Raw genomic sequence first — 20,602 nt, forward strand, 5'->3', positions numbered from 1 at the left:
CTTTGATTTCTCGCGGAGTAACTTGTGATGCTGATAATCTTGTTGACTATCAGTCTGACTCCACAAGCACCCACACGAATTGCTTGATTCAGTTGTTAAAGAGCGGTTGGTTAAGATCTTTCGTCTCAACCGAGGCGCGCATTCTACAGCAGCCTCATTTGCTGTCAAGTGATTATTTTCAGAAGTTTTCGAAGATTTCTTCAACAACTTCAACCACTTGCGCTTCCGATCTCTCGTCAGCGGGAGGCGAATTCTACAGCGTTACACGCTGCTGTCAACACCTCTTTTTCAACTTCTTTTTGGCTTCGATGAACTGAAGCAACCCACTGCCGAAACCTACATAACTCATTGAATTTCAAGGAGTTTTCCGTTTCGACTGCGCCGGAAGTGGGGCGAATTATAGACATCTGAAATCTGCCGTCAACCGTTAATTTCGCTTTTCTTGCAAAACCTGCTTTTTCGCCATCAATCGCGGGATCCGCCGCGTTACCGGAGGTATACGCAGCGCCAGAAGCACCGCACCTATAGAGGCATAGACAGCCCACTCCTCAAGATCAGCACGAACGATCCACAGCATATGCAGCAAGCCCAGACCCAAAATCACGTAGACCAGGCGATGCAGCTTCTTCCAGCGCACACCTAACCGGCGCTGACTGTAGCGATTGGACGTCACCGCCAACGCCAACAGCCCAAGAAAACCCAATGCCCCCACTATTATGTAAGGCCGCTTGCGCAACTCGACCGCCAGTTGCGACCAATCGAACCCCAGAATAAATGCCATATAACTGCCCAGGTGAAGTACCACATAGGCAAAACACCACAACCCCAACTGCCGGCGAACAGCAATCCACCCTGCCCACCCGGTTAACTTTTGCATCGGTGTCATGCTCAGGGTGATCAACAACAACACCAACGTCCCCAAGCCCAACCGGTCCACCAGCACTTTGCCAGGATCAGGCCCGAGCAAATCCCCGAGCGCCTGGTACAACCACAGCATTGGCCAGACTGCCGCCGCAATGAAAACGCCTATACGCCAGTACGGGAATCGCATCAGTAGTTCTTCCGCAAATCGAGCCCTGTATATAAAGAAGCGACTTCATCCGAGTAGCCGTTGAACATCTGCGTATCCCGCACATTTGGCTTGAACAGACTGTTTGGCAATCGCCGCTCCCGCGCCTGGGTCCAGCGAGGGTGATCAACCGTCGGGTTCACATTCGCGTAGAAGCCGTACTCATCCGCCGCAATACTTTGCCAGGTCGTCTTTGGCTGCTCGCTGACCAGACTGATACGCACGATGGATTTAACGCTCTTGAAACCATACTTCCATGGCACCACCAAGCGCAGAGGCGCGCCGTTCTGATTCGGTAGCTCGCGGCCATACATGCCCACCGCCAGAATCGCCAATGGATTCATCGCTTCATCCAGTCGCAAGCCTTCTACATAAGGCCAATCGATCAGGGCAAACCCGGAACGCTGGCCAGGCATGCTCTTGGGATCCTGCAAGGTTTCAAAACGGATGTATTTGGCTTTGGACGTTGGCTCGACCTGCTTGAGCAGCGCCGAGATTGGAAAGCCGATCCACGGAATGACCATCGACCACGCCTCGACACAGCGCAAACGATAGATGCGCTCTTCCAGTTGGTACGGTTTCATGAAGTCTTCCAGCGCATAGCGCCCGGGCTTACCCACCTCCCCGTCGATCACTACGCTCCATGGCTCGGTTTTCAGCGAACCGGCATTCGCCGCCGGATCACCCTTGTCGGTACCAAACTCATAGAAGTTGTTGTAGTGAGTGGCGTCTTTATAAGGCGTGATCGCCTCATCCATGACGTTGACCGCCCCCCACTTAGTTGAAGGCAACTTCTCGGCAAACCAGGCAGGCGCCTTGCCCGGCTCGACATCGGCATACCGCACCGCGTCGTCGGCATTCGCCCAGCGCGGCAGGCTACTGACAGCGATACCGGCAGCAGTGGCCCCCAGCAATTGGCGGCGAGAGAGATAAATGGCTTCAGGCGTGACATCCGACTCGTGGCAGTCGGACGCTTTGGGGACTTTGATCAACATGGCAACTCCGCAGCTTTGGAGGACAGATGCACCCATAGACTGCGGAGTATGCGGGAAATTACATCACTCGGCTTTTTTGTGCCGACGAAGATGCAACAGGTACTGAACCGGGCCGGAAGCTGCGTAGGCAAGGAACACCAGCAGCAGAATGCGCGGTGGATCGCTGAACACCACGGCGAACACCAACACGACGGCAAGAATTGCTACGAACGGTACGCGCCCTTTCAGATCCAGCTCTTTAAAGCTGTTGTACTTGATGTTGCTGACCATCAGCATGCCGGCAGCCGCCACCATCAACGCGACCAGGAACGACATCTTCGAACCCTGAATCCCGTAATCGCTGAATGCCCAGACAATCCCCGCCACTACACCAGCAGCCGCCGGACTGGCCAGACCGATGAAATAGCGTTTGTCAGCCGTGCCGACCTGCGTATTGAAACGCGCCAGACGCAACGCCGCGCCCGCTACATAGATGAAGGCGACCATCCAGCCGACCTTGCCCATGTCGCCCAACGCCCAACCGAATGCCAGCAACGCTGGTGCAACACCGAACGCGACCATGTCCGACAGCGAGTCGTACTCGGCGCCAAAGGCACTTTGCGTATTGGTCATGCGCGCGACACGACCGTCGAGGCCGTCGAGCACCATGGCGACGAAAATCGCGATCGCGGCGAACGCGAAATACTTGCTCGCATTGGCCGAGTCGCCAGCGCTCAGGGCAGCCTGGGCACTCATCGAGTTGATGATGGAGTAAAACCCTGCAAACAGGTTCGCAGTGGTGAACAGATTCGGCAGCAGATAGATACCACGATGCCGGACTTTACGACCTTCTGCGTCGTGCCCTTCCTCGATGTGCTCATCGATGGGCAGCAGGCTTTCGGCGTCAGAAGCCTTGTTCGGCTCTTCGGGACGTTCGCTCATGGACATTACCTTGCAACGGTTTGGAGAAAATTCGACAGGTGCTTGAGGACGACAGTTCGGCCACAAACGATGCAGCTTTATACCAGAACCACCGCCTCAAACGAAAAAACGCGGCCGAGGCCGCGTTTTTTCATACAAGGGACGACGACTTAGTTTTTGGCTTTGTCGACGATCTTGTTGGCACCGATCCACGGCATCATGGAGCGCAGTTGCTCGCCGATGATTTCGATACCGTGAGCAGCGTTGTTACGACGCTTGGCGGTCATCGAAGGGTAGCCGGTTGCGCCTTCGCTGATGAACATTTTGGCGTATTCGCCGTCCTGAATACGTTTCAGGGCGTTGCGCATGGCCTGACGGGATTCGGCGTTGATCACTTCCGGACCGGTCACGTACTCGCCGTATTCAGCGTTGTTGGAGATCGAGTAGTTCATGTTGGCGATACCGCCTTCGTACATGAGGTCAACGATCAGCTTCAGTTCGTGCAAGCATTCGAAGTAGGCCATTTCCGGCGCGTAGCCAGCTTCAACCAGGGTTTCGAAACCGGCTTTAACCAGTTCAACAGTACCGCCGCACAGAACGGCTTGTTCGCCGAACAGGTCGGTTTCGGTCTCGTCCTTGAAGGTGGTTTCGATGATGCCGGTACGACCGCCACCCACACCTGCCGCGTAGGACAGTGCAACGTTTTTGGCGTTGCCCGAGGCGTCCTGGTAGATCGCGATCAGGTCAGGGATACCGCCGCCCTTTACGAACTCGGAACGTACGGTGTGGCCCGGGGCTTTCGGCGCGATCATGATCACGTCGAGGTCGGCACGCGGAACAACCTGGTTGTAGTGGATCGCGAAGCCGTGGGAGAAGGCCAGGGTGGCGCCTTTCTTGATGTTCGGCTCGATTTCGTTCTTGTACAGGGAGGACTGGAACTCGTCCGGGGTCAAAATCATGACCAGGTCGGCGGCCGCAACAGCGGAAGCAACGTCGGTCACTTTCAGGCCGTGAGCTTCAGCTTTGGCAACGGTGGCCGAACCTTTACGCAGACCAACGGTAACGTCGACACCGGAGTCTTTCAGGTTGCATGCCTGGGCGTGGCCCTGGGAACCGTAACCGATGATGGCAACTTTCTTGCCCTGGATGATCGACAGGTCGCAGTCTTTATCGTAGAAAACTTTCATGAATTTCCCCTATATATCCAGGCCGTTCAGGCCATTCGCTAATTTGGTTTAGATGCTGAGTACTTTGTCGCCGCGGGCAATGCCGGTCACGCCGCTACGGACGGTTTCCAGAATCGATGCGGTGCCGATGGACTGAATGAAGCTGTCGAGCTTGTCGCTGGTACCGGTCAATTGAACGGTATACACGCTGGCGCTGACATCGACGATCTGTCCACGGTAAATATCGGTGGTGCGTTTGATCTCGGCGCGCTGGGCGCCAGTGGCCTTGACCTTGACCAGCATCAGTTCGCGCTCGATGTGAGCACTTTCCGACAGGTCCACCAGCTTGACCACTTCGATCAGCTTGTTCAGGTTTTTGGTGATCTGCTCGATGATTTCATCGTGGCCAACGGTGGTCAGCGTCAGACGCGACAAAGTCGGGTCTTCAGTCGGCGCCACAGTCAGGCTTTCGATGTTGTAGTTGCGCTGCGAGAACAGGCCGACTACGCGAGACAAAGCGCCAGGTTCGTTTTCCAGAAGCAAGGAAATAATGTGCCGCATGATTAAGTACGCTCCGTCTTGCTCAGCCACATATCGCGCATCGAGCCGTCTTTGATCTGCATCGGATAGACGTGCTCGCTGGTGTCGACCGAAATATCGATCACGACCAGGCGATCCTTCATGGCGAACGCTTCTGCCATCTTCGACTTCAAATCTTTCGATTCAGTGATGCGTACGCCAACGTGGCCGTAGGCTTCAGCCAATTTGACGAAGTCAGGCAGCGATTCCATGTAGGAGTGCGAGTGACGGCTGCCGTAGCTCATGTCCTGCCACTGGCGAACCATCCCCAGAACACCGTTGTTCAGGATGACGATTTTCACCGGCAGGCCATATTGCAGGCAGGTCGACAGTTCCTGGATGTTCATCTGGATACTGCCTTCGCCGGTGACGCAGGCAACGTCGTCATCCGGGAAGCTCAACTTGATGCCCATGGCCGCCGGGAAACCGAAGCCCATGGTGCCCAGACCACCGGAGTTGATCCAGCGATTCGGCTTGTTGAACGTGTAGTACTGCGCCGCGAACATCTGGTGCTGGCCCACGTCGGAAGTAATGAAGGCGTCGCCTTTGGTCACTTCACAGAGGGTTTCGATCACGGTCTGCGGTTTGATCATGCTGCCGTCGCCCTTTTCATAAGGGAACAGGCCGCGATCACCGCGCCACTCATCAACTTGCTTCCACCAACTGGCCACGGACTCCTTGTTCGGGGTCTCGCCGATTTCCTTGAGGATCGCGACCATTTCGGTCAGGACGCTCTCGACCGGACCCACGATTGGCACATCGGCCTTGATGGTCTTGGAAATCGAAGCCGGGTCGATGTCGATGTGGATGATCTTGGCATTCGGGCAGAACTTCGCCGCGCCGTTGATCACGCGATCGTCGAAACGCGCACCGACCGCCAGGATCACATCAGCATGGTGCATCGCCAGGTTGGCGGTGTAGCTGCCGTGCATGCCGAGCATGCCGATGAACTGACGATCAGTGCCAGGGAAACCGCCCAGGCCCATCAGCGTGTTGGTCACGGGCAGGTTGAGCATTTTCGCAAGTTCAGTCAGCGGTGCGGAACCGTTGCCGAGGATGACGCCGCCGCCGGAGTACAGCACTGGGCGCTTGGCCGCCAGGAGCATTTCTGCTGCCTTGCGGATTTGCCCGGAGTGACCGCGAACGGCCGGGCTGTAGGAACGCAGCTTGGCTTTTTTCGGGAAGATGTATTCGAACTTCTCGGCCGGGTTGGTCATGTCTTTCGGGATATCGACCACGACCGGGCCCGGACGACCGGATTGCGCCAGGTAGAACGCCTTCTTCATGACTTCCGGGATTTCCGAGGCGTGTTTGATCATGAAGCTGTGCTTCACGATCGGCCGGGAGATACCGATCATGTCGGTTTCCTGGAACGCGTCGGTGCCGACCATGGTGCTTGGCACCTGACCGGAAATGATCACCATTGGAATCGAATCCATATAGGCCGTGGCGATACCGGTGATGGCGTTTGTGGCGCCTGGACCGGAAGTCACCAATACCACGCCGGCTTTACCGGTGGCACGGGCGTAGCCGTCAGCCATATGGGTAGCCGCTTGTTCGTGACGAACCAGGATGTGAGTCACTTCCGGTTCTTTGAACAGGGCATCGTAAACATGCAGGAGAGCACCACCCGGGTACCCGTAGATATATTTGACGCCTTCGTCACGCAAAAAGCGGACGAGCATCTCACCGCCAGATAAAAGCTCCACGTTGTTCACCTCTAAAACGCCAGAATACCGCCCACGAAAAATGGGACGGGTCTTAATAGGTTTACTTCTCGGCAGAGCATGAGCGACGGTGGTCGCCGACTACGTCAGCACTGACTGAGCAAGTATTGGGATCGTCCCAAGTGTTGCGGGCCTTTCCCACCCAGCGCGAGGTAACGCGTTGCGGGTGTAACAGGTCGGCGCGGATGTGCGCCTCATGATCTACCGAGTGGGTCTGCTTCTGGCAGTCCCTCTACAGCGGACTTTGGATTCTTCTGTTTCGCCCTCTCCAAGTCAAGCCGTCTATGTGGTTAATTGTGGGTAAGCACATGAGAACGCAAGAAAAAACCTGAAAACCGCTACTCTGTTAGTGTCAATTGCGCAATTTTGCCAGGGAATCAGCATGCGAACGCTCCTCCTTACTCTGCTGATCGGCCTCAGCCCAGGGTGCATGGCCGCTCAAATCTACAAATGGGTCGATGCCCAAGGTGTCACGCACTTCGATGCGCAGCCGCCGCAGGGTCAGCCATCGACGACAATGCAGACCTCCTCGCCCCCGGCGAAACCTGCGGCAATGCCGGGCAGCGGTGTACTCGGTGACCAGAAGGCTATCGACGACAAGGTCAAGAAACAGGTGGCCGACCAACAGGAACAGCTCAAACAGTTTTGCGAGCAGGCGCGGACGAACCTGGCGCAATTGCAGAACAATCCGCGGTTGAGGGAAGAGGTCGAGGGACAGTTGCGAAGGCTGGATGATGCGCAGCGGCAGGAGCGCATTCTCGAGGCTCAGAAACAGATAGCGGAGAATTGCCAATAGGCATCTGCAGGACTGTAGGAGCTGTCGAGTGAAACGAGGCTGCGATCTTTTGACTTTAAAGATCGCAACCTTCGGCAGCGCCTACACAGAATCGGTATTAGCGCGAGGCCGTGATCAGCAGGTCAAACTCTTTGAGCAGCACCTGCAACTGACGATCCTTGCCACCCAGGTTGCGCTGGGCGAAGACCATTTCCGCCATTTCCTGAATGCCCGAAGCATTCGGCAACGGCAGATCCTGTTCGAGGATCATCTTCATGCGTGGCAGGAAGATCCATTGCAGCCACTGCTCGAAGTCCAGCGTATCGACCGCAAACGGCTCGACACTGCTCAACGCTTCCGCCGACGGCTGCACTTCGTCCCACCAGCCTTGAGTGCGCAGTTCACGCTCGATCAGCAATAGCTGATCGGCGATTTTCGGGAAACGAGCGTCCATCACAGCGAAACCTTGGCCTTCTGACGGGCCTGAGCGGCGCCGGCGGAATCGCCTTGTTTCTCACGGGACTGGGCAATGATTTCCCACAGGCTGGCCTGCAAGTCAGGACGACCGTTGGCCATAGTCAGCGCACGACGGGCGAACTGCTCGGCTTGTGGCGCATCACCTTGAGCCATGCGCACCTGCGCCAGACGATAAAGCACTTGCGGCTCACGCGGCGCGACACGCTGGGCACGCTCCAGACTGGACGACGCCCCATTGAGGTCGCCGCCGGCCTGTTGCTGTTGCGCGGTGGTCAGCAAAGCGAGGACCGGACCATCCAGTTGCTCGTCGGCCGACAGACCGCCGCCACTGCTCGCCGAAGGAATGCCGCTCGGCGTCGACGGCATGCTGTAGCTGCCGGAGTTGATCGGCGCCGATTCAACCGGCGACGGGTTGTACGGGCCCGATGTGATACCACCGGACGCAGGGCCCGGCACGATTGGCGATGCGCTGATCGGCGCGGAAGTCGTCGCGCCACCACCCGGCACCATCACCACGACGCCAGTGTCACCTTGCGGAATCGCCTGGGTCTGACCTTGCGCAGGACGCTTGACCGTCGTTTGACGGAAACCGCCATTGGCCGAAATACGTTCGCTGTTGGACACCGCAGTACCGGAGTCAACCACCGGGATCGAACCACGCTGTACGGTAGAGCAGCCGCTGAGCAAAGCCACGGCGGTCACCGCTGGAATCAACCACTTGTTCACTTGAAACCCTCTTTGCTTAATTCATCCAGCCTTTGACCCAATCCATCACCGATTCCGGCGAAGCAGGCGTCTCGCCCGCACACGCGGCGCCGGGTGGCGGTTCGCTGCCGCGAATATACGGCATCTGCACCGCGCCCGGGCAGTTGGCATCGGAGCCTTGTCCGGTACGTGAATCAACCCACGCCTGTACGACATTGTCCGGCTGCGGCATGTCCAGCGGCAGCGGGTCGGCCTTGCGCATGAAACTGGTCCAGACCTGCAACGCACCGGTCGCACCGGTGAACGGTGTCTTGCCGTTGTCGTCGCGACCCAGCCAGACCACGGCCAGCAGATCCTGACTGAAGCCGGCGAACCAGCTGTCACGGGAATCGTTACTGGTACCGGTCTTGCCTGCCAGCGTCAGAGTCTTGGGCAACACGTTATAAACCGAGCTGCCGGTACCTTCACGCATCACGCGCTGCATGGCGTTCTGGATCAGATAAATGGACGCCGGATCAAAACGCTGCTCGATCTGGAACGGATAACGCTTGAGCGGTTCGCCCTCGGCAGTCAGCACGCTGCGAATGCCGCGCATCGGCGTATTGAAACCACCGTTGGCCAGCGTCTGGTACATGGTCGCCACTTCAATCGGCGTCATGCCGCCCGCGCCGAGCAACATCGACGGGAATGCCGGGAATTCGCGCGTCACACCCAGACGACCCAAGGTCTTGAGCACATTCGGCACACCGACTTCCAGACCCAGACGCGAAGTCGACAGGTTGTAGGAGTGCGCCAGCCCCTGATAGAGGAACACGGTGCCGTGGGAGCGGCGATCATAGTTCTGCGGCTTCCACACCTGACCGTTCGCGCCTTTGACCGACAACGGGTCGTCCGACAACCAACTGGTCAGTGTGTACTGGCTCGGTTTTTCCAGCGCGGTGAGATAAACCGCCGGTTTGATCAACGAACCGATCGGCCGCACGGCATCCAGTGCGCGGTTGAAACCGGCATAACTGGCCTGACGGCTCCCGATCATCGCCTGGACTTCGCCGGTTTCCGGATTGGTCACAACCATTGCCGCTTCCACGTCATCGGAGCCTTTGCGCCCGGCCAGACGTTTAAAGGTGTCGTTGACCGACGCTTCAGCCTTCATCTGCAGGATCGGATCAAAACTGGTGAAGATGCGCAGGCCTTCTTCGGTCAAGTCTTCGTCGCGGTAGTCTTCACGCAACTGACGTTTAACCAGATCGATGAAGCCCGGGAACGAGCTGTCGGCAAGCTTGCCGCGCGTGGTGACACCCAGCGGCATTTTCTTCGCTGCTTCGACCTGTTCGGCCGTCGCCACGCCCTGCTGCTCAAGCACATCAAGCACCAGGTTACGGCGTTCCAGCGCACGCTCCGGGTTGCGCCGCGGGTTGTAGTAGGACGGGCCTTTGACCATACCGACCAGCAACGCCACCTGATGCAGTTTCAGCTCGGACAATGGCTGGCCGAAGAAGAACTGACTGGCCAGACCGAAACCGTGCACCGCACGCTGACCGTCCTGCCCGACAAAGACTTCATTGAGGTAGGCCTCAAGAATTTCCTTTTTGTCGTAATGCAGTTCCAGCAGCATCGCCATCATTGCTTCGGTGAGCTTGCGGGTCAGGCTGCGTTCGTTGGTCAGGTAGAAATTTTTCACCAACTGCTGAGTCAGCGTACTGCCCCCCTGGGTCATCTTGCCGCCCGAGGTGTTGACCCAGATAGCCCGGGCAATCGACTTCGGCGACACACCCCAGTGGCTGTAGTAATCGCGGTCTTCGACAGCGACCAGGGTTTCGAGCAGATACGGCGGCACCTGATCAAGTTTGATCAGAATACGGTCTTCGAGATTTTTCGGATAAATGCCGCCGATCATCAGCGGTTCGAGGCGCACCACGGACAATTTCGAACCGTTGGTCGCCGACAGCTCAGCCACATAATCGCCGGAGAAGCGCACGCGCACCGGCTGCGGTTTTTCCAGACCTTCGTAGAACTGGAAGCCACGCGTGTTCAGATCGACGGTATTGCCGTTCACCGCTGCGGCACCGGGGCCATTGCTCACGGCTTCGCGGCGATAGCCGAGGGCATCGAGTTCGGTAAGGAAATCGTCCTTACTGAGCTTTTGTCCGACGAACAGCTCGAGCGGGCGGGCGTAGACCTTCGCCGGAATGGTCCAGCGCTTGCCGGAGAACTTCTCCTGCACCACGGCATCGAGGTAAACGGCGAAGCCGGCCAGCACAACAAGGCCGACCAGACTGAGTTTAATGGCCCAGCTCAACCATGGGCTCAGGCCCTTGGAGGGTGGTTTTTTCTTGGTACGGGGGGATCGAGTTCGAGTCATGGCGGCGGATTATACGCACTTTATTCATCCTCAACAGGAGCGCTCCGAGGTTTGCGTCGGGCTGGCGAGCGGCCATAATGGCGACCTCGAATTTCCCCCAGTCTCTGAAGGATCGCCCGTGAGCCAGTCACTGATCGCTGCCCTGCAAAACCCGGCCCTCTACCCGCACCCTGTCGAAGGGTTTCAGGTCATCGAAACCCATATCTCGTGGGTGATCCTCACCGGCCCCTTCGCTTATAAAGTGAAGAAGCCGGTAAATTTCGGCTTCCTCGACTTCACCGGCCTTGAGTCGCGCGCACATTTCTGCGCGGAAGAGCTGCGTTTGAACCAGCGCCTGACCGATGATTTGTATCTGGAAGTGTTGCCCGTCACCGGCAGCGTTGAAGCACCGCAACTGGGCGGCGACGGCCCGGCCATCGAATACGTGCTGAAAATGCGTCAATTCCCGCAGAGCGGCTTGCTTAGCACCTTGCAAGCCAACGGCGAGCTGACGACTCAGCACATCGACGAGATGGCCGAGCAGATCGCGCGCTTCCACCTCACCGCGCCAAAAGTCCCGGCCGAACACGACGCCGGCACCCCGGAAAGCGTGATGGCGCCGGTGTCGCAAAACTTCGAGCAGATCCTGCCGTTCCTCAGCGACAAAAACGATCTGCTGCAACTCGAGGCACTGAAAGCCTGGGCCGAAAGCAGCTTCGAACGTCTCAAGCCGCTGTTCGCCCAGCGCAAGAGCGAAGGTTTCACCCGTGAATGCCACGGCGATATCCACTTGGGCAACGCCACGGTCATCGACGGCAAAGTGGTGATCTTCGACTGCATCGAATTCAACGAACCGTTCCGTTTCACTGACGTCTGGGCCGACACCGGTTTCCTCGCGATGGACCTGGAAGACCGTGGCCTGAAATCCCTGGCACGCCGTTTCATCAGCCAGTACCTGGAACTGACCGGCGATTACCAAGGCCTGGAAGTGCTCAACTTCTATAAAGCCTACCGCGCTCTGGTGCGCGCCAAGGTTGCCCTGTTCAGCATGCCGGCGGACGCAACCCCGGTGCAGCGCGCCACTACCTTGCGCCAGTACCGCAACTACGCCAACCTGGCCGAAAGCTACAGCACCATTCCGTCGCGCTTCATGGCAATCACCCACGGCGTTTCGGCTGTCGGCAAGAGCCACGTGGCCATGCGTCTGGTCGAAGCACTCGGCGCAATTCGCCTGCGCTCGGACGTTGAACGCAAGCGCCTGTTCGGCGAGCAAACCGTCGCCAACGACGTACAGGCCGGCATTTACAGTGCCGACGCCAGCGCCGCGACCTACGCGCGTTTGCATGAAATCGCTGAAGTGATCCTGCACGCCGGTTTCCCGGTGGTGATCGACGCGACTTACCTCAAACGCGAACAGCGCGACAACGCGGCGACCGTCGCCGAAGCCACCGGCACGCCATTCCTGATCCTCGACTGCAACGCGCCGCAAGCGGTGATCGAGAGCTGGTTGGCGATCCGTCAGGCTGACCGAAAGGATCCGTCCGACGCCACCCTGGCCGTGATCGAAGCGCAGCAGGCCAATCGTGAGGCACTGACGCCGGAAGAAATCCTGCGCAGCAAACGCGTACAGACCAATGAATCCGGGACGCTGGACACTGTTGTCGCGCAGATCCGTCAGCGCCTGCCAGGCCTGTAAGAAACTATTTCGGCCGTGAAGCCCCTGCTTGCTTCACGGCCGCCAAATAGTGGCACTATACTGGCGTCATAAAACCAACGGTGATATGACATGAGCCAGCCGAAACTTCTCGACACCCCGCTGTATGCCTTGCTGCACAAAGACGACATCACAGGTTTCAACAAAGAACGCCCACAGGATGGCCCGATCGACATGGTTGGCGGCGATTTCCGTGGTCTCGACTTGCGTGAACTGAATGCCGATGGCGTGGATTTCCGGGACGCGTACTTCCGTTCTGCCGATTTGCGTGGCATCGATTTCCGTAATGCGTCGCTGGAAGGCGCGAGCCTGGCTCACGCGCAGATTTCCGGGGCGTACTTCCCGCCGGAGCTGAGTGCTGACGAGATTCTGATGTCGATGAATTTCGGCACGCGTTTGCGTTATCGCACTCGCTGACAGGCATATTCCTCGCTGACACGACGCCCCCCTGTAGGAGTGAGCCTGCTCGCGATAGCGGTTCAACATTCAACAAGCATGTTGCCCGTCAGTCCGTCATCGCGAGCAGGCTCACTCCTACATTGATATGTGTTTTTTCCCCTTCTTTCTGCGTTCGCAGGCCTTTCAAGCTCCCTTTCTTAGAAGCGTTTACGTTGAATCCGACCAAACAACCACGCTTTTCCTACTGATGGCTACACTCCTGAGAAGCTCGCCCACGCACCATTCGGCCGTCGCAAGGAGGCTTGATGAATGATGAACTGCAACACCTGAAGAATCTTGGCAAGACGTCGGCGCAATGGCTGCATGCCGTGGGCATCCACAGCGCCTCGGACTTGCGTCGCCTGGGCGCGGTGGACGCCTACCGGGCCGTGCGTACCCGCGGGTTTCGCGCATCGAAGGTGTTGTTGTATGCGATCGAGGGCGCGCTGATGGATGTGCACTGGAACGACATCCCCGCCGAACGCAAGGACGCTCTCAACAAGCAGCTAGAAGCCATTTCCTCGCGCCACAAGAACTGAACGGGCATAGACCGTTATGTATTTACTGGGGGAACAATCGGCCTGGACCGATGCCTTGATCAACCGTTTGCAGAGCTTGCCCGCACTGTGGCTGAGCGATTTGGCGCCTTGCGGGCCGGCGTTGGAACTGCAGCCATCGGATGATTTGCTGACGCAGTTACCCGCCGACCAGTTGTTTTTGCTGAATGAAGGGGTGATCAACGGCTATTTCGGCGCCCGCCCGCTGTTTTATTGGCAGGACGGCGATTTGATCGGCCTTCAACAGGGAGAGAACTGGGCCGATTGCCGTTTGTGCAGTGACGGGACATTGCTGCTGACGCCCTATCGGCGCCATGAGGTTTTCCAGCATTTGTATGCCGACGCGCATCGGGCAGACCAGTTTCTGGAGTATCTGCTGGGGCAGATGGCGATCCTCGCCCATGCCGTCGCGGAACTGAAACCGCGCGAGTTTCGCAGCACCAATGGCTTCAAACGGGTCGAGGCCGGTGAAACCCTGATCAAACAGGGGGACGCGGCTGATCACGTGTTCGTGATCATCGACGGGCATGCCGAAGCGTTTGTGGATGGGCATAAGGTTGGCGACGTGGCCAAGGACGAGATTTTCGGTGCCATGGCCGTGTTTACCGGCGAGCCGCGCAATGCCACGGTAATCGCCCGAGTACCGAGCACGGTGATGCTGATTCCCGGTGATCAATTTTTGAGCATGACCCGCACCAATCCAAAGATCGCCCACAGCCTGATCGAGAGCATGGCACGGCGGATCGGCCAGCTGAACCGGCAGATCACGCAAATGACGCCGATTGAAGGCCAATGCTGAAGGCCTTTGTTTCCGGGGTGTACCGGCCATTTTCCAGATGTTTTCACAGAAATAGGAAATCAACGGTTGACTCGGTAATGAGAATCGCTATGATTATCACAACTGGTCGCGAGATCAGTCGATATTCTGAAAAGCCCTTGGTTCGGACTCTCAGATTATCTCCTCATCAGGCTAATCACGGTTATTTGACCCGGTTTTTACCGGGTCTTTTTTTGCCTGTGGAAAAGTCATTTGCCGAACTGTTTACGCATCTGCTCGCAGTAATCCTGCTTTGGCGTGGCAAGTGTGTACCAAACGTAGTCGGCCATCGCAGCCGTTACCTCGGCGCCCTGCTCTGCCAGCATCAACACGGTGGGTGCCTGGGTAGCGCCCAGATCCACAACATGCAGTGGCACACCAACATCCTTGCGCGCATGCCACGCACCGGCCAGCAGGATTGAAGATGAAGGAGCCGCCAACAGACGCTCAGCCATACGCCGATCGCGCTGTTGCTGAACGGCCAGCATCGCTGGCATCTGTGATTCGGGCAGGAGGCCACAGTGGGAATCGCGGATCTGCTCCAGCAAAACGCTTTTCACAGATTCTGTATTGCTGCGCGCCCCCTTCAACACCGGCGGATCGCGATAGAAAGTACGGATTTCAGCGCCATCCAGATTCGCCGCCAGCAGTGGATACGGCTGAGTCAGCGCGAAGCGGACAATCGGCCCATAGAGATTCCAGTCCCAGCCGTCCTCCCAGGCTAATGCGCCGGGCAGGTCAGCGGGCGGCGTTTTCGCCAGGCGCACTTGATCAATACGAGGCTGCTGATCCGGCGTGAGCATTTCCAGTAGCAGACTGCCCTGCGGCCGCTGCTCAGCGAGCGAGCGCAACAACCACAACTGCGCGACATGATGATCGGCGTTGTCATGCTGCTCACCGATGATCAGCCGCTCAGGCTCGGCGAGACGCGTCAGCAACTGCTGCGCCGTCAGTACTTGACCGCTACGCAGGTCGCGAATCTCGCCACTGACCGGCGGTGGCGCCGCAACATGCTGACACCCCGCAAGTACCATCACCGCCAACAGCCACAACCCACGCATGCCATCACCTCAATGATCCTGTCAGCGGGCGATGATCAGCGGATGCCCGCGCTCCGGGTGCGGCTGCACCAACACTTCGAGACCGAACACGGCCTGGAGCGTGTCCGGACGCAAAACCTGCTGCGGTGTATCCAGCGCCACCGGACGCCCGCCTTCCAGCAACAGAATGCGATCACAATAACGCGCCGCCAGATTCAGATCATGCAGGATCACCAACACCGCCGCGCCACGATCGGCAAACTCGCGCACGGCCTGCAACGTGGTGTGCTGATGCAGCGGATCAAGCATCGACGTCGGTTCATCCAACAGCAATGTCTGCCCGGCTTGTCCCGGCCAGAGTTGCGCGAGCACCCGCGCCAGATGCACCCGCTGACGCTCGCCCCCGGACAGCGCCAGATAACTGCGACCGCTCAAGTGCCCGGCATCCGCCGCCGCCAACGCCTGCGCGATGATTTCGTCATCCCGCACCCGCCCGCTTTGCCAAGGCAAGCGGCCCATGCCGACCACTTCTTCAACGCGAAAAGCAAAATCCAGGGTCGACACCTGAGGCAACACCGCCAGTCGTTGCGCGCGCTGCGGTCCAGTCCAGTGACTCAACGCTTGCCCGTCGAGCGAAACCCCGCCCGCGCTCGCCACCAGCTCACCGCACAAGGCACCGAGCAACGTACTTTTACCAGCACCGTTCGGCCCAAGCACACCGAGCACTTCACCCGGTTCGAGCTGCAACGACACATCGCTGAGCACAGCCTTGCGACCCCGATGGATGTGCAGATTCTGCGCACGCAACATCAGGCACGCCCTCGCAGCAGCAAATAAAGGAAGAACGGCGCGCCGATAAACGCGGTAACGATACCGATCGGCAACTCCGCCGGCGCCAGTGCCAGCCGCGCCACCAGATCAGCGAGCAACAGCAGGCTCGCGCCGGCCAGCACCGATGCCGGCAGCAACACCCGATGATCAGGTCCCGCCAGCAAACGCACCAGATGCGGCACTACCAGCCCAACAAAACCGATCATGCCCGCCGCGGCTACCGCTGCGCCAACACCCAACGCCGTACAGAACACCAATTCGCGTTTGAGCTTTTCGACATCGATGCCCAAATGCCCGGCCTCCGATTCGCCCAGCAACAACGCATTCAACGCCTTGGCCCGACGTGGCAGCCACAACGCGACTCCAGCGCTGATGATCAGCAATGGCCACAACCGCGCGTAACTGGCGCCATTGAGGCTGCCAAGATTCCAGAAGGTCAGCGTGCGCAAGGTCGCGTCATCTGCCAGATAGGTGAACAGGCCGACGGCCGAACTGGCCAGTGCGGTCAGGGCAATACCTGCCAGCAACATGGTCGCGACATGGGTCTGGCCATTACGTCGCCCCAGCCGGTACACCAGCGCCGTCACTCCAAGTCCGCCGAGAAACGCGCAGACCGACAACAGATACGGCCCGAACCATTCCGGCAACCCACCAAAGAATGAGCCGCCGACAATCGCGATCGCCGCGCCCAATGCCGCGCCGCTGGAAACACCCACCAGTCCCGGATCCGCCAGTGGGTTGCGAAACAGCCCCTGCATCGCCACACCGGACAACGCCAGCACGCCGCCGACGGCCAGTCCCAGCAACGTTCGCGGCAAACGAATCTGCCCGAGGATCAGTTCAGCCTGCTCCAGACCGTCCGGCGCCAGCGGCACACCGAGCATGCGCAATGCTGCACGCAAGGTGTCGAACAGCGGCAGGCTGACCGGCCCGAGGGCCAGCGACAACCAGATCGCCAGCACACACAGGAGCATCAGGCCAATAAACAAGGCACGGGGTTTTACCAATATGGTCATTGGCCGCTCTTGGCCGGGTAGAAACCGTCAGACAGGGTTTTCAGCGCTGCCGGCAAACGTGGCCCAAGCCCGCCGACCAGCAAAGTCGGATCCAGCTCCAGCACTCGACCGGCCTTGGCCGCGCGGCTTGAATTGAGAATCGGGTTTTCCTTGAACAGCGCCGCTTTCGCCGCCTCACCGGTCAGCGCACGGTCGGCGAACACCAGCACTTCAGGATCGAGGCTGGCGAGGGATTCCACGGAAAACGGCTTGTAACCGGTATGGGTCGCCAGGTTATGCCCGCCGGCCTGTTGCAGCAGCCAGTCGGCGGCGGTGTCCTTGCCGGCAATCAACGGTTTGCCACCGGCATGCCCGAGCAACAACAACACGCCCGGCGCCTTTTGCTTGCTCTGCACTTGAACAACCCGAGCCTTCTGCGCATCGAGTTGCTGTTGATAACTTTGCAGCAACTGCGCAGCCTGCGGTTCGGCACCCAGTAACCGACCCAAGTGAGAGACGTTTTTCTCCAGCGTCGGCAGATCCGGCTGTGCCGAGAATAACTCCACCTGAACCTTGGCCGCTTTAACCTGCGACAGCACCGGCGGCGGGCCCATTTCTTCGGTGCCGATCAAGATATCCGGGCGCAAACTGAGGATGCCCTCAGCCGAAAGACTGCGCTGATAGCCAATGCTCGGTAGTGCCTTCAGCGAGTCCGGATGCTGGCTGGTCGTGTCGACGCCAACCAGTTTCGACTCGCCACCCAACGCACTCACCCATTCCGACAGCGCGCCGCCAGCACTGACCCAACGTTGCGGCAAATCAGCCGCTGCAGCCTGGTGGCTGAGCAAAAGTCCGGCACACAGCACAGCAACTCGGGTACTCAGGCGCATACACAGCTTCCTTGAATAAGGTTTTCCCGGGCATCCGGATGGCAGGCCAAGTATCCTCGACATCTGCCAGCCGCCTGCGGGCGAAGGCCGCCATTTGATAATTGTTTGCATTTAAACGTCAAGCTCGGACATATCCAGTCACGAGCGGACCCTAGAGGATAGCCATGAAGTTTCTCTGCGCGGGCGACGAACTCGCCGAAGCCACCAGCCGTGGTTTTGAAGTCGACGGGAACAAGCTGTTCGCCGTGCGCCGCAACGGACAGGCATTCGTCTATTTCAATCGCTGCCCGCACCGTGGCGTCGGGCTGGAATGGCAGCCCGACCAGTTCCTCGACCCGAGCAACAGCCTGATCCAGTGCGCCACCCACGGCGCACTGTTTCTGATCGAGGACGGAGAATGCGTCGCCGGGCCTTGCGCCGGGCAAGCACTCACCGCCATCCCTTGTCGCGAAGACGCGCAAGGCCTGTGGATCGATGTTTAACCGTTGAGCAATACGTCGAGACGCCGGTCGATGACCATCTCTTCATGGTCCAGCCGCACGCCATATGCCAGAACCTCAACACCACAAGCGACCGCCTCAAGAAGCGCATCAGCGTAGGCCGAATCGATTTCCTTCGCCGGCCGCACCGCGTCAATCCCGGTCAGATTGACGCAATACAACTGCACCGCCCGAATCCCGTCCCGCGCCAGATGCGCCAACTCCCGCAGATGCTTGGCACCGCGCTGGGTCACCGCATCGGGAAACGCCGCCACCGCAGTGCCATCGAAACCCAGAGTGACGCTTTTCACCTCTACATACGCCGGACCACTCGGGTACTCGAGGCGAAAATCGATACGGCTCTTTTCTTGCCCGTAGGCGACTTCACGCTTCAACGCGGTGAAGCCGTTCAACTCGGTGATAACGCCAGCCTGCAACGCCTCTTCAACCAAACCGTTGGCCCGCGCGGTGTTCACGCAAAACAACCGGCCTTGCGGGGTTTCACCGATCTCCCATGTACCGGGCAACTTACGTTTCGGATCGTTGGAGCGACTGAACCAGACCTGCCCGCCCTCGACCTGACAATTGAGCATCGAACCAGTGTTCGGGCAATGAATGGTCATGAACTCGCCGCCAACGGTTTCGATATCGGCGAGAAAACGCTTGTAACGACGGATCAGTCGCGCCTCTTCCAGAGGTGGATAAAAGCGCATCAGCCTTGCCAGCTCTTCAAGCCGCGGGCGATTCGCTCCACCGCTTCCTGTAAGCGAGGGAGGTTTTGCGTGTAGGCAAAACGCACATGGTGGCTGGCCTGATAACGACCGAAGTCCAGACCCGGCGTGAAGGCAACGTGCTCGGTTTCGAGGAAATGTCGGCAGAACGCGAAGGCATCGCCGCCGAACTGGCTGATATCGGCGTAAAGATAGAACGCGCCCTCAGGCTCCACGGCGATGTTGAAACCCAGTTCGCGCAACGCCGGCAAAAGGAAATCACGACGACGGCCAAATTCGGCGCGGCGCTCTTCCAGAATCAAGAGGGTGTCCGGCTCGAAACACGCCAACGCGGCATATTGGGCCATGCTCGGCGCACTGATGTAGAGGTTCTGCGCGAGTTTTTCCAGCTCGCTGACGGCGGCGTCCGGCGCCACCAGCCAGCCAAGCCGCCAGCCGGTCATGCCGAAATATTTGGAGAAGCTGTTCAACACAAAAGCGCTGTCATCGACTTCCAGCACGCTGGCGGCATCGGTGCCGTAAGTCAGGCCGTGGTAGATCTCGTCCACCACCAGATGCCCGTGTCTGGCCTTGATGGCTGTGGATAACCCGGCCAGTTCCTCGCGGGTCAGGATGGTGCCGGTCGGGTTGGCAGGTGAAGCGACCAGTGCACCGACGCTGGCGTGATCCCAGTGGCGCTCAACCAGATCCGGGGTCAACTGATAGCGCACGTCCGGACCGACCGGCACTAACTGCGCCGCACCTTCCACCAAACGGAGGAAGTGCCGGTTGCACGGGTAGCCCGGATCCGCCAGCAGCCAATGTTTACCTGGATCGACCAGCAACGCGCTGGCCAGCAACAGCGCGCCGGAGCCGCCCGGCGTGATCAGGATCCGCCGTGGATCGATGTTCAGGCCGTAGCGCGATTGATAAAACCCGGAAATGGCTTCGCGCAGCTCGGGAATCCCCCGCGCAGCGGTGTAACGGGTCTTGCCCGCCGTCAGCGCAGCCTGCCCGGCACGGATGATCGGCTCGGCTGTGGTGAAGTCCGGCTCGCCGATTTCCAGGTGGATCACGTCGTGGCCTTCAGCCTGCAATTCATTGGCCCGCGCCAGCAGCGCCATCACATGGAACGGTTCGATCGCACGACTGCGCGCACTGTAAGGCTGAGCCATTGGTTTTCCTTCGGCAGGGAAAAAAAGACGATTCTACCCATCTGCCGGAACGAGCGAGAACCCGCAGCGGTCACAGCCTCAAGAACGCTGGACTGTAACGATACGCACGTACGCTCCAGGATTGACTAAAATCAGTGATTGAACAGGTCTTCAACACCACCAGACACGGCTTGCCAAACATTTGCAAGCGCCACCCGCCGGGGCCTCGACATCCGGGAGTAG

General features: G+C 58.8%; 21 protein-coding genes. 6 read left to right on the plus strand and 15 right to left on the minus strand.

The window, feature by feature from the left end:
• Positions 1–427 precede the first annotated feature (427 nt).
• From msrQ to BK670_RS09925, 6 genes are all read right to left on the minus strand, one after another.
• Positions 428–1,051, minus strand: a complete 624-nt coding sequence (msrQ, locus tag BK670_RS09900) for a protein-methionine-sulfoxide reductase heme-binding subunit MsrQ (RefSeq protein ID WP_123449621.1) — start codon at positions 1,049–1,051, stop codon at positions 428–430.
• A complete protein-coding gene (msrP, locus tag BK670_RS09905) occupies positions 1,051–2,064 on the minus strand; it encodes a protein-methionine-sulfoxide reductase catalytic subunit MsrP (RefSeq protein ID WP_123449622.1) in 1,014 nt (337 codons plus the stop codon). The genes msrQ and msrP overlap by 1 nt, the downstream gene beginning before the upstream one ends.
• Before the next feature lie 63 nt (positions 2,065–2,127).
• A complete protein-coding gene (gene pssA, locus BK670_RS09910) occupies positions 2,128–2,985 on the minus strand; it encodes a CDP-diacylglycerol--serine O-phosphatidyltransferase (RefSeq protein ID WP_016983477.1) in 858 nt (285 codons plus the stop codon).
• Between the two features lie 149 nt (positions 2,986–3,134).
• Positions 3,135–4,151: a ketol-acid reductoisomerase gene (gene ilvC / locus BK670_RS09915; RefSeq protein WP_003228216.1), complete on the minus strand. Its 1,017-nt coding sequence runs from the start codon at positions 4,149–4,151 to the stop codon at positions 3,135–3,137.
• 48 nt (positions 4,152–4,199) lie between these two features.
• Entirely contained in the window at positions 4,200–4,691 is a 492-nt protein-coding gene (gene ilvN, locus BK670_RS09920) for an acetolactate synthase small subunit (RefSeq protein WP_003205610.1), read from the minus strand.
• Positions 4,692–4,693: 2 nt separating this feature from the next.
• Positions 4,694–6,418, minus strand: coding sequence for an acetolactate synthase 3 large subunit (locus BK670_RS09925; protein ID WP_123449640.1), 1,725 nt, complete (start codon positions 6,416–6,418; stop codon positions 4,694–4,696).
• A gap of 400 nt (positions 6,419–6,818) precedes the next feature.
• Here BK670_RS09925 and BK670_RS09930 point away from each other — a divergent pair, with 400 nt between their 5' ends.
• On the plus strand, positions 6,819–7,232 hold the full coding sequence (locus BK670_RS09930; RefSeq protein ID WP_123449623.1) for a DUF4124 domain-containing protein: 414 nt from the start codon (positions 6,819–6,821) through the stop codon (positions 7,230–7,232).
• Positions 7,233–7,329: 97 nt separating this feature from the next.
• On the opposite strand, the gene BK670_RS09935 is transcribed toward BK670_RS09930, so the two are convergent.
• Genes BK670_RS09935 through mrcB form a run of 3 tightly spaced genes read right to left on the minus strand, consistent with a single transcriptional unit; the run spans position 7,330 to position 10,755 of the window.
• Positions 7,330–7,665: a YqcC family protein gene (locus BK670_RS09935; RefSeq protein WP_123449624.1), complete on the minus strand. Its 336-nt coding sequence runs from the start codon at positions 7,663–7,665 to the stop codon at positions 7,330–7,332.
• A complete protein-coding gene (locus tag BK670_RS09940) occupies positions 7,665–8,414 on the minus strand; it encodes a tetratricopeptide repeat protein (RefSeq protein WP_123449625.1) in 750 nt (249 codons plus the stop codon). Before BK670_RS09940 ends, BK670_RS09935 begins: the two co-directional genes overlap by 1 nt.
• Positions 8,415–8,430: 16 nt before the next feature.
• Positions 8,431–10,755, minus strand: coding sequence for a penicillin-binding protein 1B (mrcB, locus tag BK670_RS09945; RefSeq protein WP_123449626.1), 2,325 nt, complete (start codon positions 10,753–10,755; stop codon positions 8,431–8,433).
• 118 nt (positions 10,756–10,873) lie between these two features.
• Between mrcB and BK670_RS09950 the strand changes: the two genes are divergently transcribed.
• From BK670_RS09950 to BK670_RS09965, 4 genes are all read left to right on the plus strand, one after another.
• Complete coding sequence (locus BK670_RS09950; RefSeq protein ID WP_123449627.1) at positions 10,874–12,430, plus strand: bifunctional aminoglycoside phosphotransferase/ATP-binding protein; 1,557 nt, start codon at positions 10,874–10,876, stop codon at positions 12,428–12,430.
• Between the two features lie 90 nt (positions 12,431–12,520).
• Positions 12,521–12,865 (plus strand): pentapeptide repeat-containing protein, encoded by a 345-nt coding sequence (locus BK670_RS09955; RefSeq protein WP_007909940.1) that lies wholly within the window; start codon positions 12,521–12,523, stop codon positions 12,863–12,865.
• A gap of 287 nt (positions 12,866–13,152) precedes the next feature.
• A complete protein-coding gene (locus BK670_RS09960) occupies positions 13,153–13,425 on the plus strand; it encodes a TfoX/Sxy family protein (protein ID WP_003228231.1) in 273 nt (90 codons plus the stop codon).
• Positions 13,426–13,441: 16 nt separating this feature from the next.
• Entirely contained in the window at positions 13,442–14,242 is an 801-nt protein-coding gene (locus BK670_RS09965) for a Crp/Fnr family transcriptional regulator (RefSeq protein WP_123449628.1), read from the plus strand.
• A gap of 227 nt (positions 14,243–14,469) precedes the next feature.
• Here BK670_RS09965 and BK670_RS09970 read toward each other — a convergent pair whose 3' ends face one another.
• The 4 genes from BK670_RS09970 to BK670_RS09985 are packed head-to-tail and all read right to left on the minus strand — an operon-like array spanning position 14,470 to position 18,016.
• The gene (locus BK670_RS09970; RefSeq protein ID WP_123449629.1) at positions 14,470–15,321 is read right to left on the minus strand and encodes a ChaN family lipoprotein; all 852 of its coding nucleotides are present in this window, start codon (positions 15,319–15,321) and stop codon (positions 14,470–14,472) included.
• A 21-nt stretch (positions 15,322–15,342) separates the two neighbouring features.
• Complete coding sequence (locus BK670_RS09975) at positions 15,343–16,110, minus strand: heme ABC transporter ATP-binding protein (protein WP_123449630.1); 768 nt, start codon at positions 16,108–16,110, stop codon at positions 15,343–15,345.
• A complete protein-coding gene (locus BK670_RS09980) occupies positions 16,110–17,093 on the minus strand; it encodes a FecCD family ABC transporter permease (protein ID WP_185036760.1) in 984 nt (327 codons plus the stop codon). Before BK670_RS09980 ends, BK670_RS09975 begins: the two co-directional genes overlap by 1 nt.
• 50 nt (positions 17,094–17,143) lie before the next feature.
• Entirely contained in the window at positions 17,144–18,016 is an 873-nt protein-coding gene (locus BK670_RS09985) for a heme/hemin ABC transporter substrate-binding protein (RefSeq protein ID WP_123449632.1), read from the minus strand.
• A gap of 164 nt (positions 18,017–18,180) precedes the next feature.
• Between BK670_RS09985 and BK670_RS09990 the strand changes: the two genes are divergently transcribed.
• Positions 18,181–18,498 carry a Rieske (2Fe-2S) protein gene (locus BK670_RS09990; protein ID WP_123449633.1) on the plus strand — a complete coding sequence of 106 codons (318 nt, stop codon included), beginning with the start codon at positions 18,181–18,183 and terminating at the stop codon, positions 18,496–18,498.
• Here BK670_RS09990 and sfsA read toward each other — a convergent pair.
• Positions 18,495–19,208 (minus strand): DNA/RNA nuclease SfsA, encoded by a 714-nt coding sequence (gene sfsA / locus BK670_RS09995; RefSeq protein WP_123449634.1) that lies wholly within the window; start codon positions 19,206–19,208, stop codon positions 18,495–18,497. The two genes, BK670_RS09990 and sfsA, sit on opposite strands and share 4 nt — an antisense overlap.
• Positions 19,208–20,380: a pyridoxal phosphate-dependent aminotransferase gene (locus BK670_RS10000; protein WP_123449635.1), complete on the minus strand. Its 1,173-nt coding sequence runs from the start codon at positions 20,378–20,380 to the stop codon at positions 19,208–19,210. Before BK670_RS10000 ends, sfsA begins: the two co-directional genes overlap by 1 nt.
• Positions 20,381–20,602 lie beyond the last annotated feature (222 nt).

Origin of the sequence: Pseudomonas fluorescens (genome assembly GCF_003732425.1) — a bacterium.
Classification (GTDB): Bacteria; Pseudomonadota; Gammaproteobacteria; order Pseudomonadales; family Pseudomonadaceae; genus Aquipseudomonas; species Aquipseudomonas fluorescens_BE.

Coding starts and splice junctions, on each gene's coding strand:
- BK670_RS10000 (WP_123449635.1), bottom strand. CDS start 20,380: ATGGCTCAGCCTTACAGTGCGCGCAGTCGTGCGATCGAACCGTTCCAT.
- BK670_RS09935 (WP_123449624.1), bottom strand. CDS start 7,665: ATGGACGCTCGTTTCCCGAAAATCGCCGATCAGCTATTGCTGATCGAG.
- BK670_RS09955 (WP_007909940.1), top strand. CDS start 12,521: ATGAGCCAGCCGAAACTTCTCGACACCCCGCTGTATGCCTTGCTGCAC.
- ilvN (WP_003205610.1), bottom strand. CDS start 4,691: ATGCGGCACATTATTTCCTTGCTTCTGGAAAACGAACCTGGCGCTTTG.
- msrQ (WP_123449621.1), bottom strand. CDS start 1,051: ATGCGATTCCCGTACTGGCGTATAGGCGTTTTCATTGCGGCGGCAGTC.
- mrcB (WP_123449626.1), bottom strand. CDS start 10,755: ATGACTCGAACTCGATCCCCCCGTACCAAGAAAAAACCACCCTCCAAG.
- BK670_RS09930 (WP_123449623.1), top strand. CDS start 6,819: ATGCGAACGCTCCTCCTTACTCTGCTGATCGGCCTCAGCCCAGGGTGC.
- BK670_RS09985 (WP_123449632.1), bottom strand. CDS start 18,016: ATGCGCCTGAGTACCCGAGTTGCTGTGCTGTGTGCCGGACTTTTGCTC.
- msrP (WP_123449622.1), bottom strand. CDS start 2,064: ATGTTGATCAAAGTCCCCAAAGCGTCCGACTGCCACGAGTCGGATGTC.
- sfsA (WP_123449634.1), bottom strand. CDS start 19,208: ATGCGCTTTTATCCACCTCTGGAAGAGGCGCGACTGATCCGTCGTTAC.
- BK670_RS09975 (WP_123449630.1), bottom strand. CDS start 16,110: ATGTTGCGTGCGCAGAATCTGCACATCCATCGGGGTCGCAAGGCTGTG.
- BK670_RS09960 (WP_003228231.1), top strand. CDS start 13,153: ATGAATGATGAACTGCAACACCTGAAGAATCTTGGCAAGACGTCGGCG.
- ilvC (WP_003228216.1), bottom strand. CDS start 4,151: ATGAAAGTTTTCTACGATAAAGACTGCGACCTGTCGATCATCCAGGGC.
- BK670_RS09970 (WP_123449629.1), bottom strand. CDS start 15,321: ATGCGTGGGTTGTGGCTGTTGGCGGTGATGGTACTTGCGGGGTGTCAG.
- pssA (WP_016983477.1), bottom strand. CDS start 2,985: ATGAGCGAACGTCCCGAAGAGCCGAACAAGGCTTCTGACGCCGAAAGC.
- BK670_RS09990 (WP_123449633.1), top strand. CDS start 18,181: ATGAAGTTTCTCTGCGCGGGCGACGAACTCGCCGAAGCCACCAGCCGT.
- BK670_RS09965 (WP_123449628.1), top strand. CDS start 13,442: ATGTATTTACTGGGGGAACAATCGGCCTGGACCGATGCCTTGATCAAC.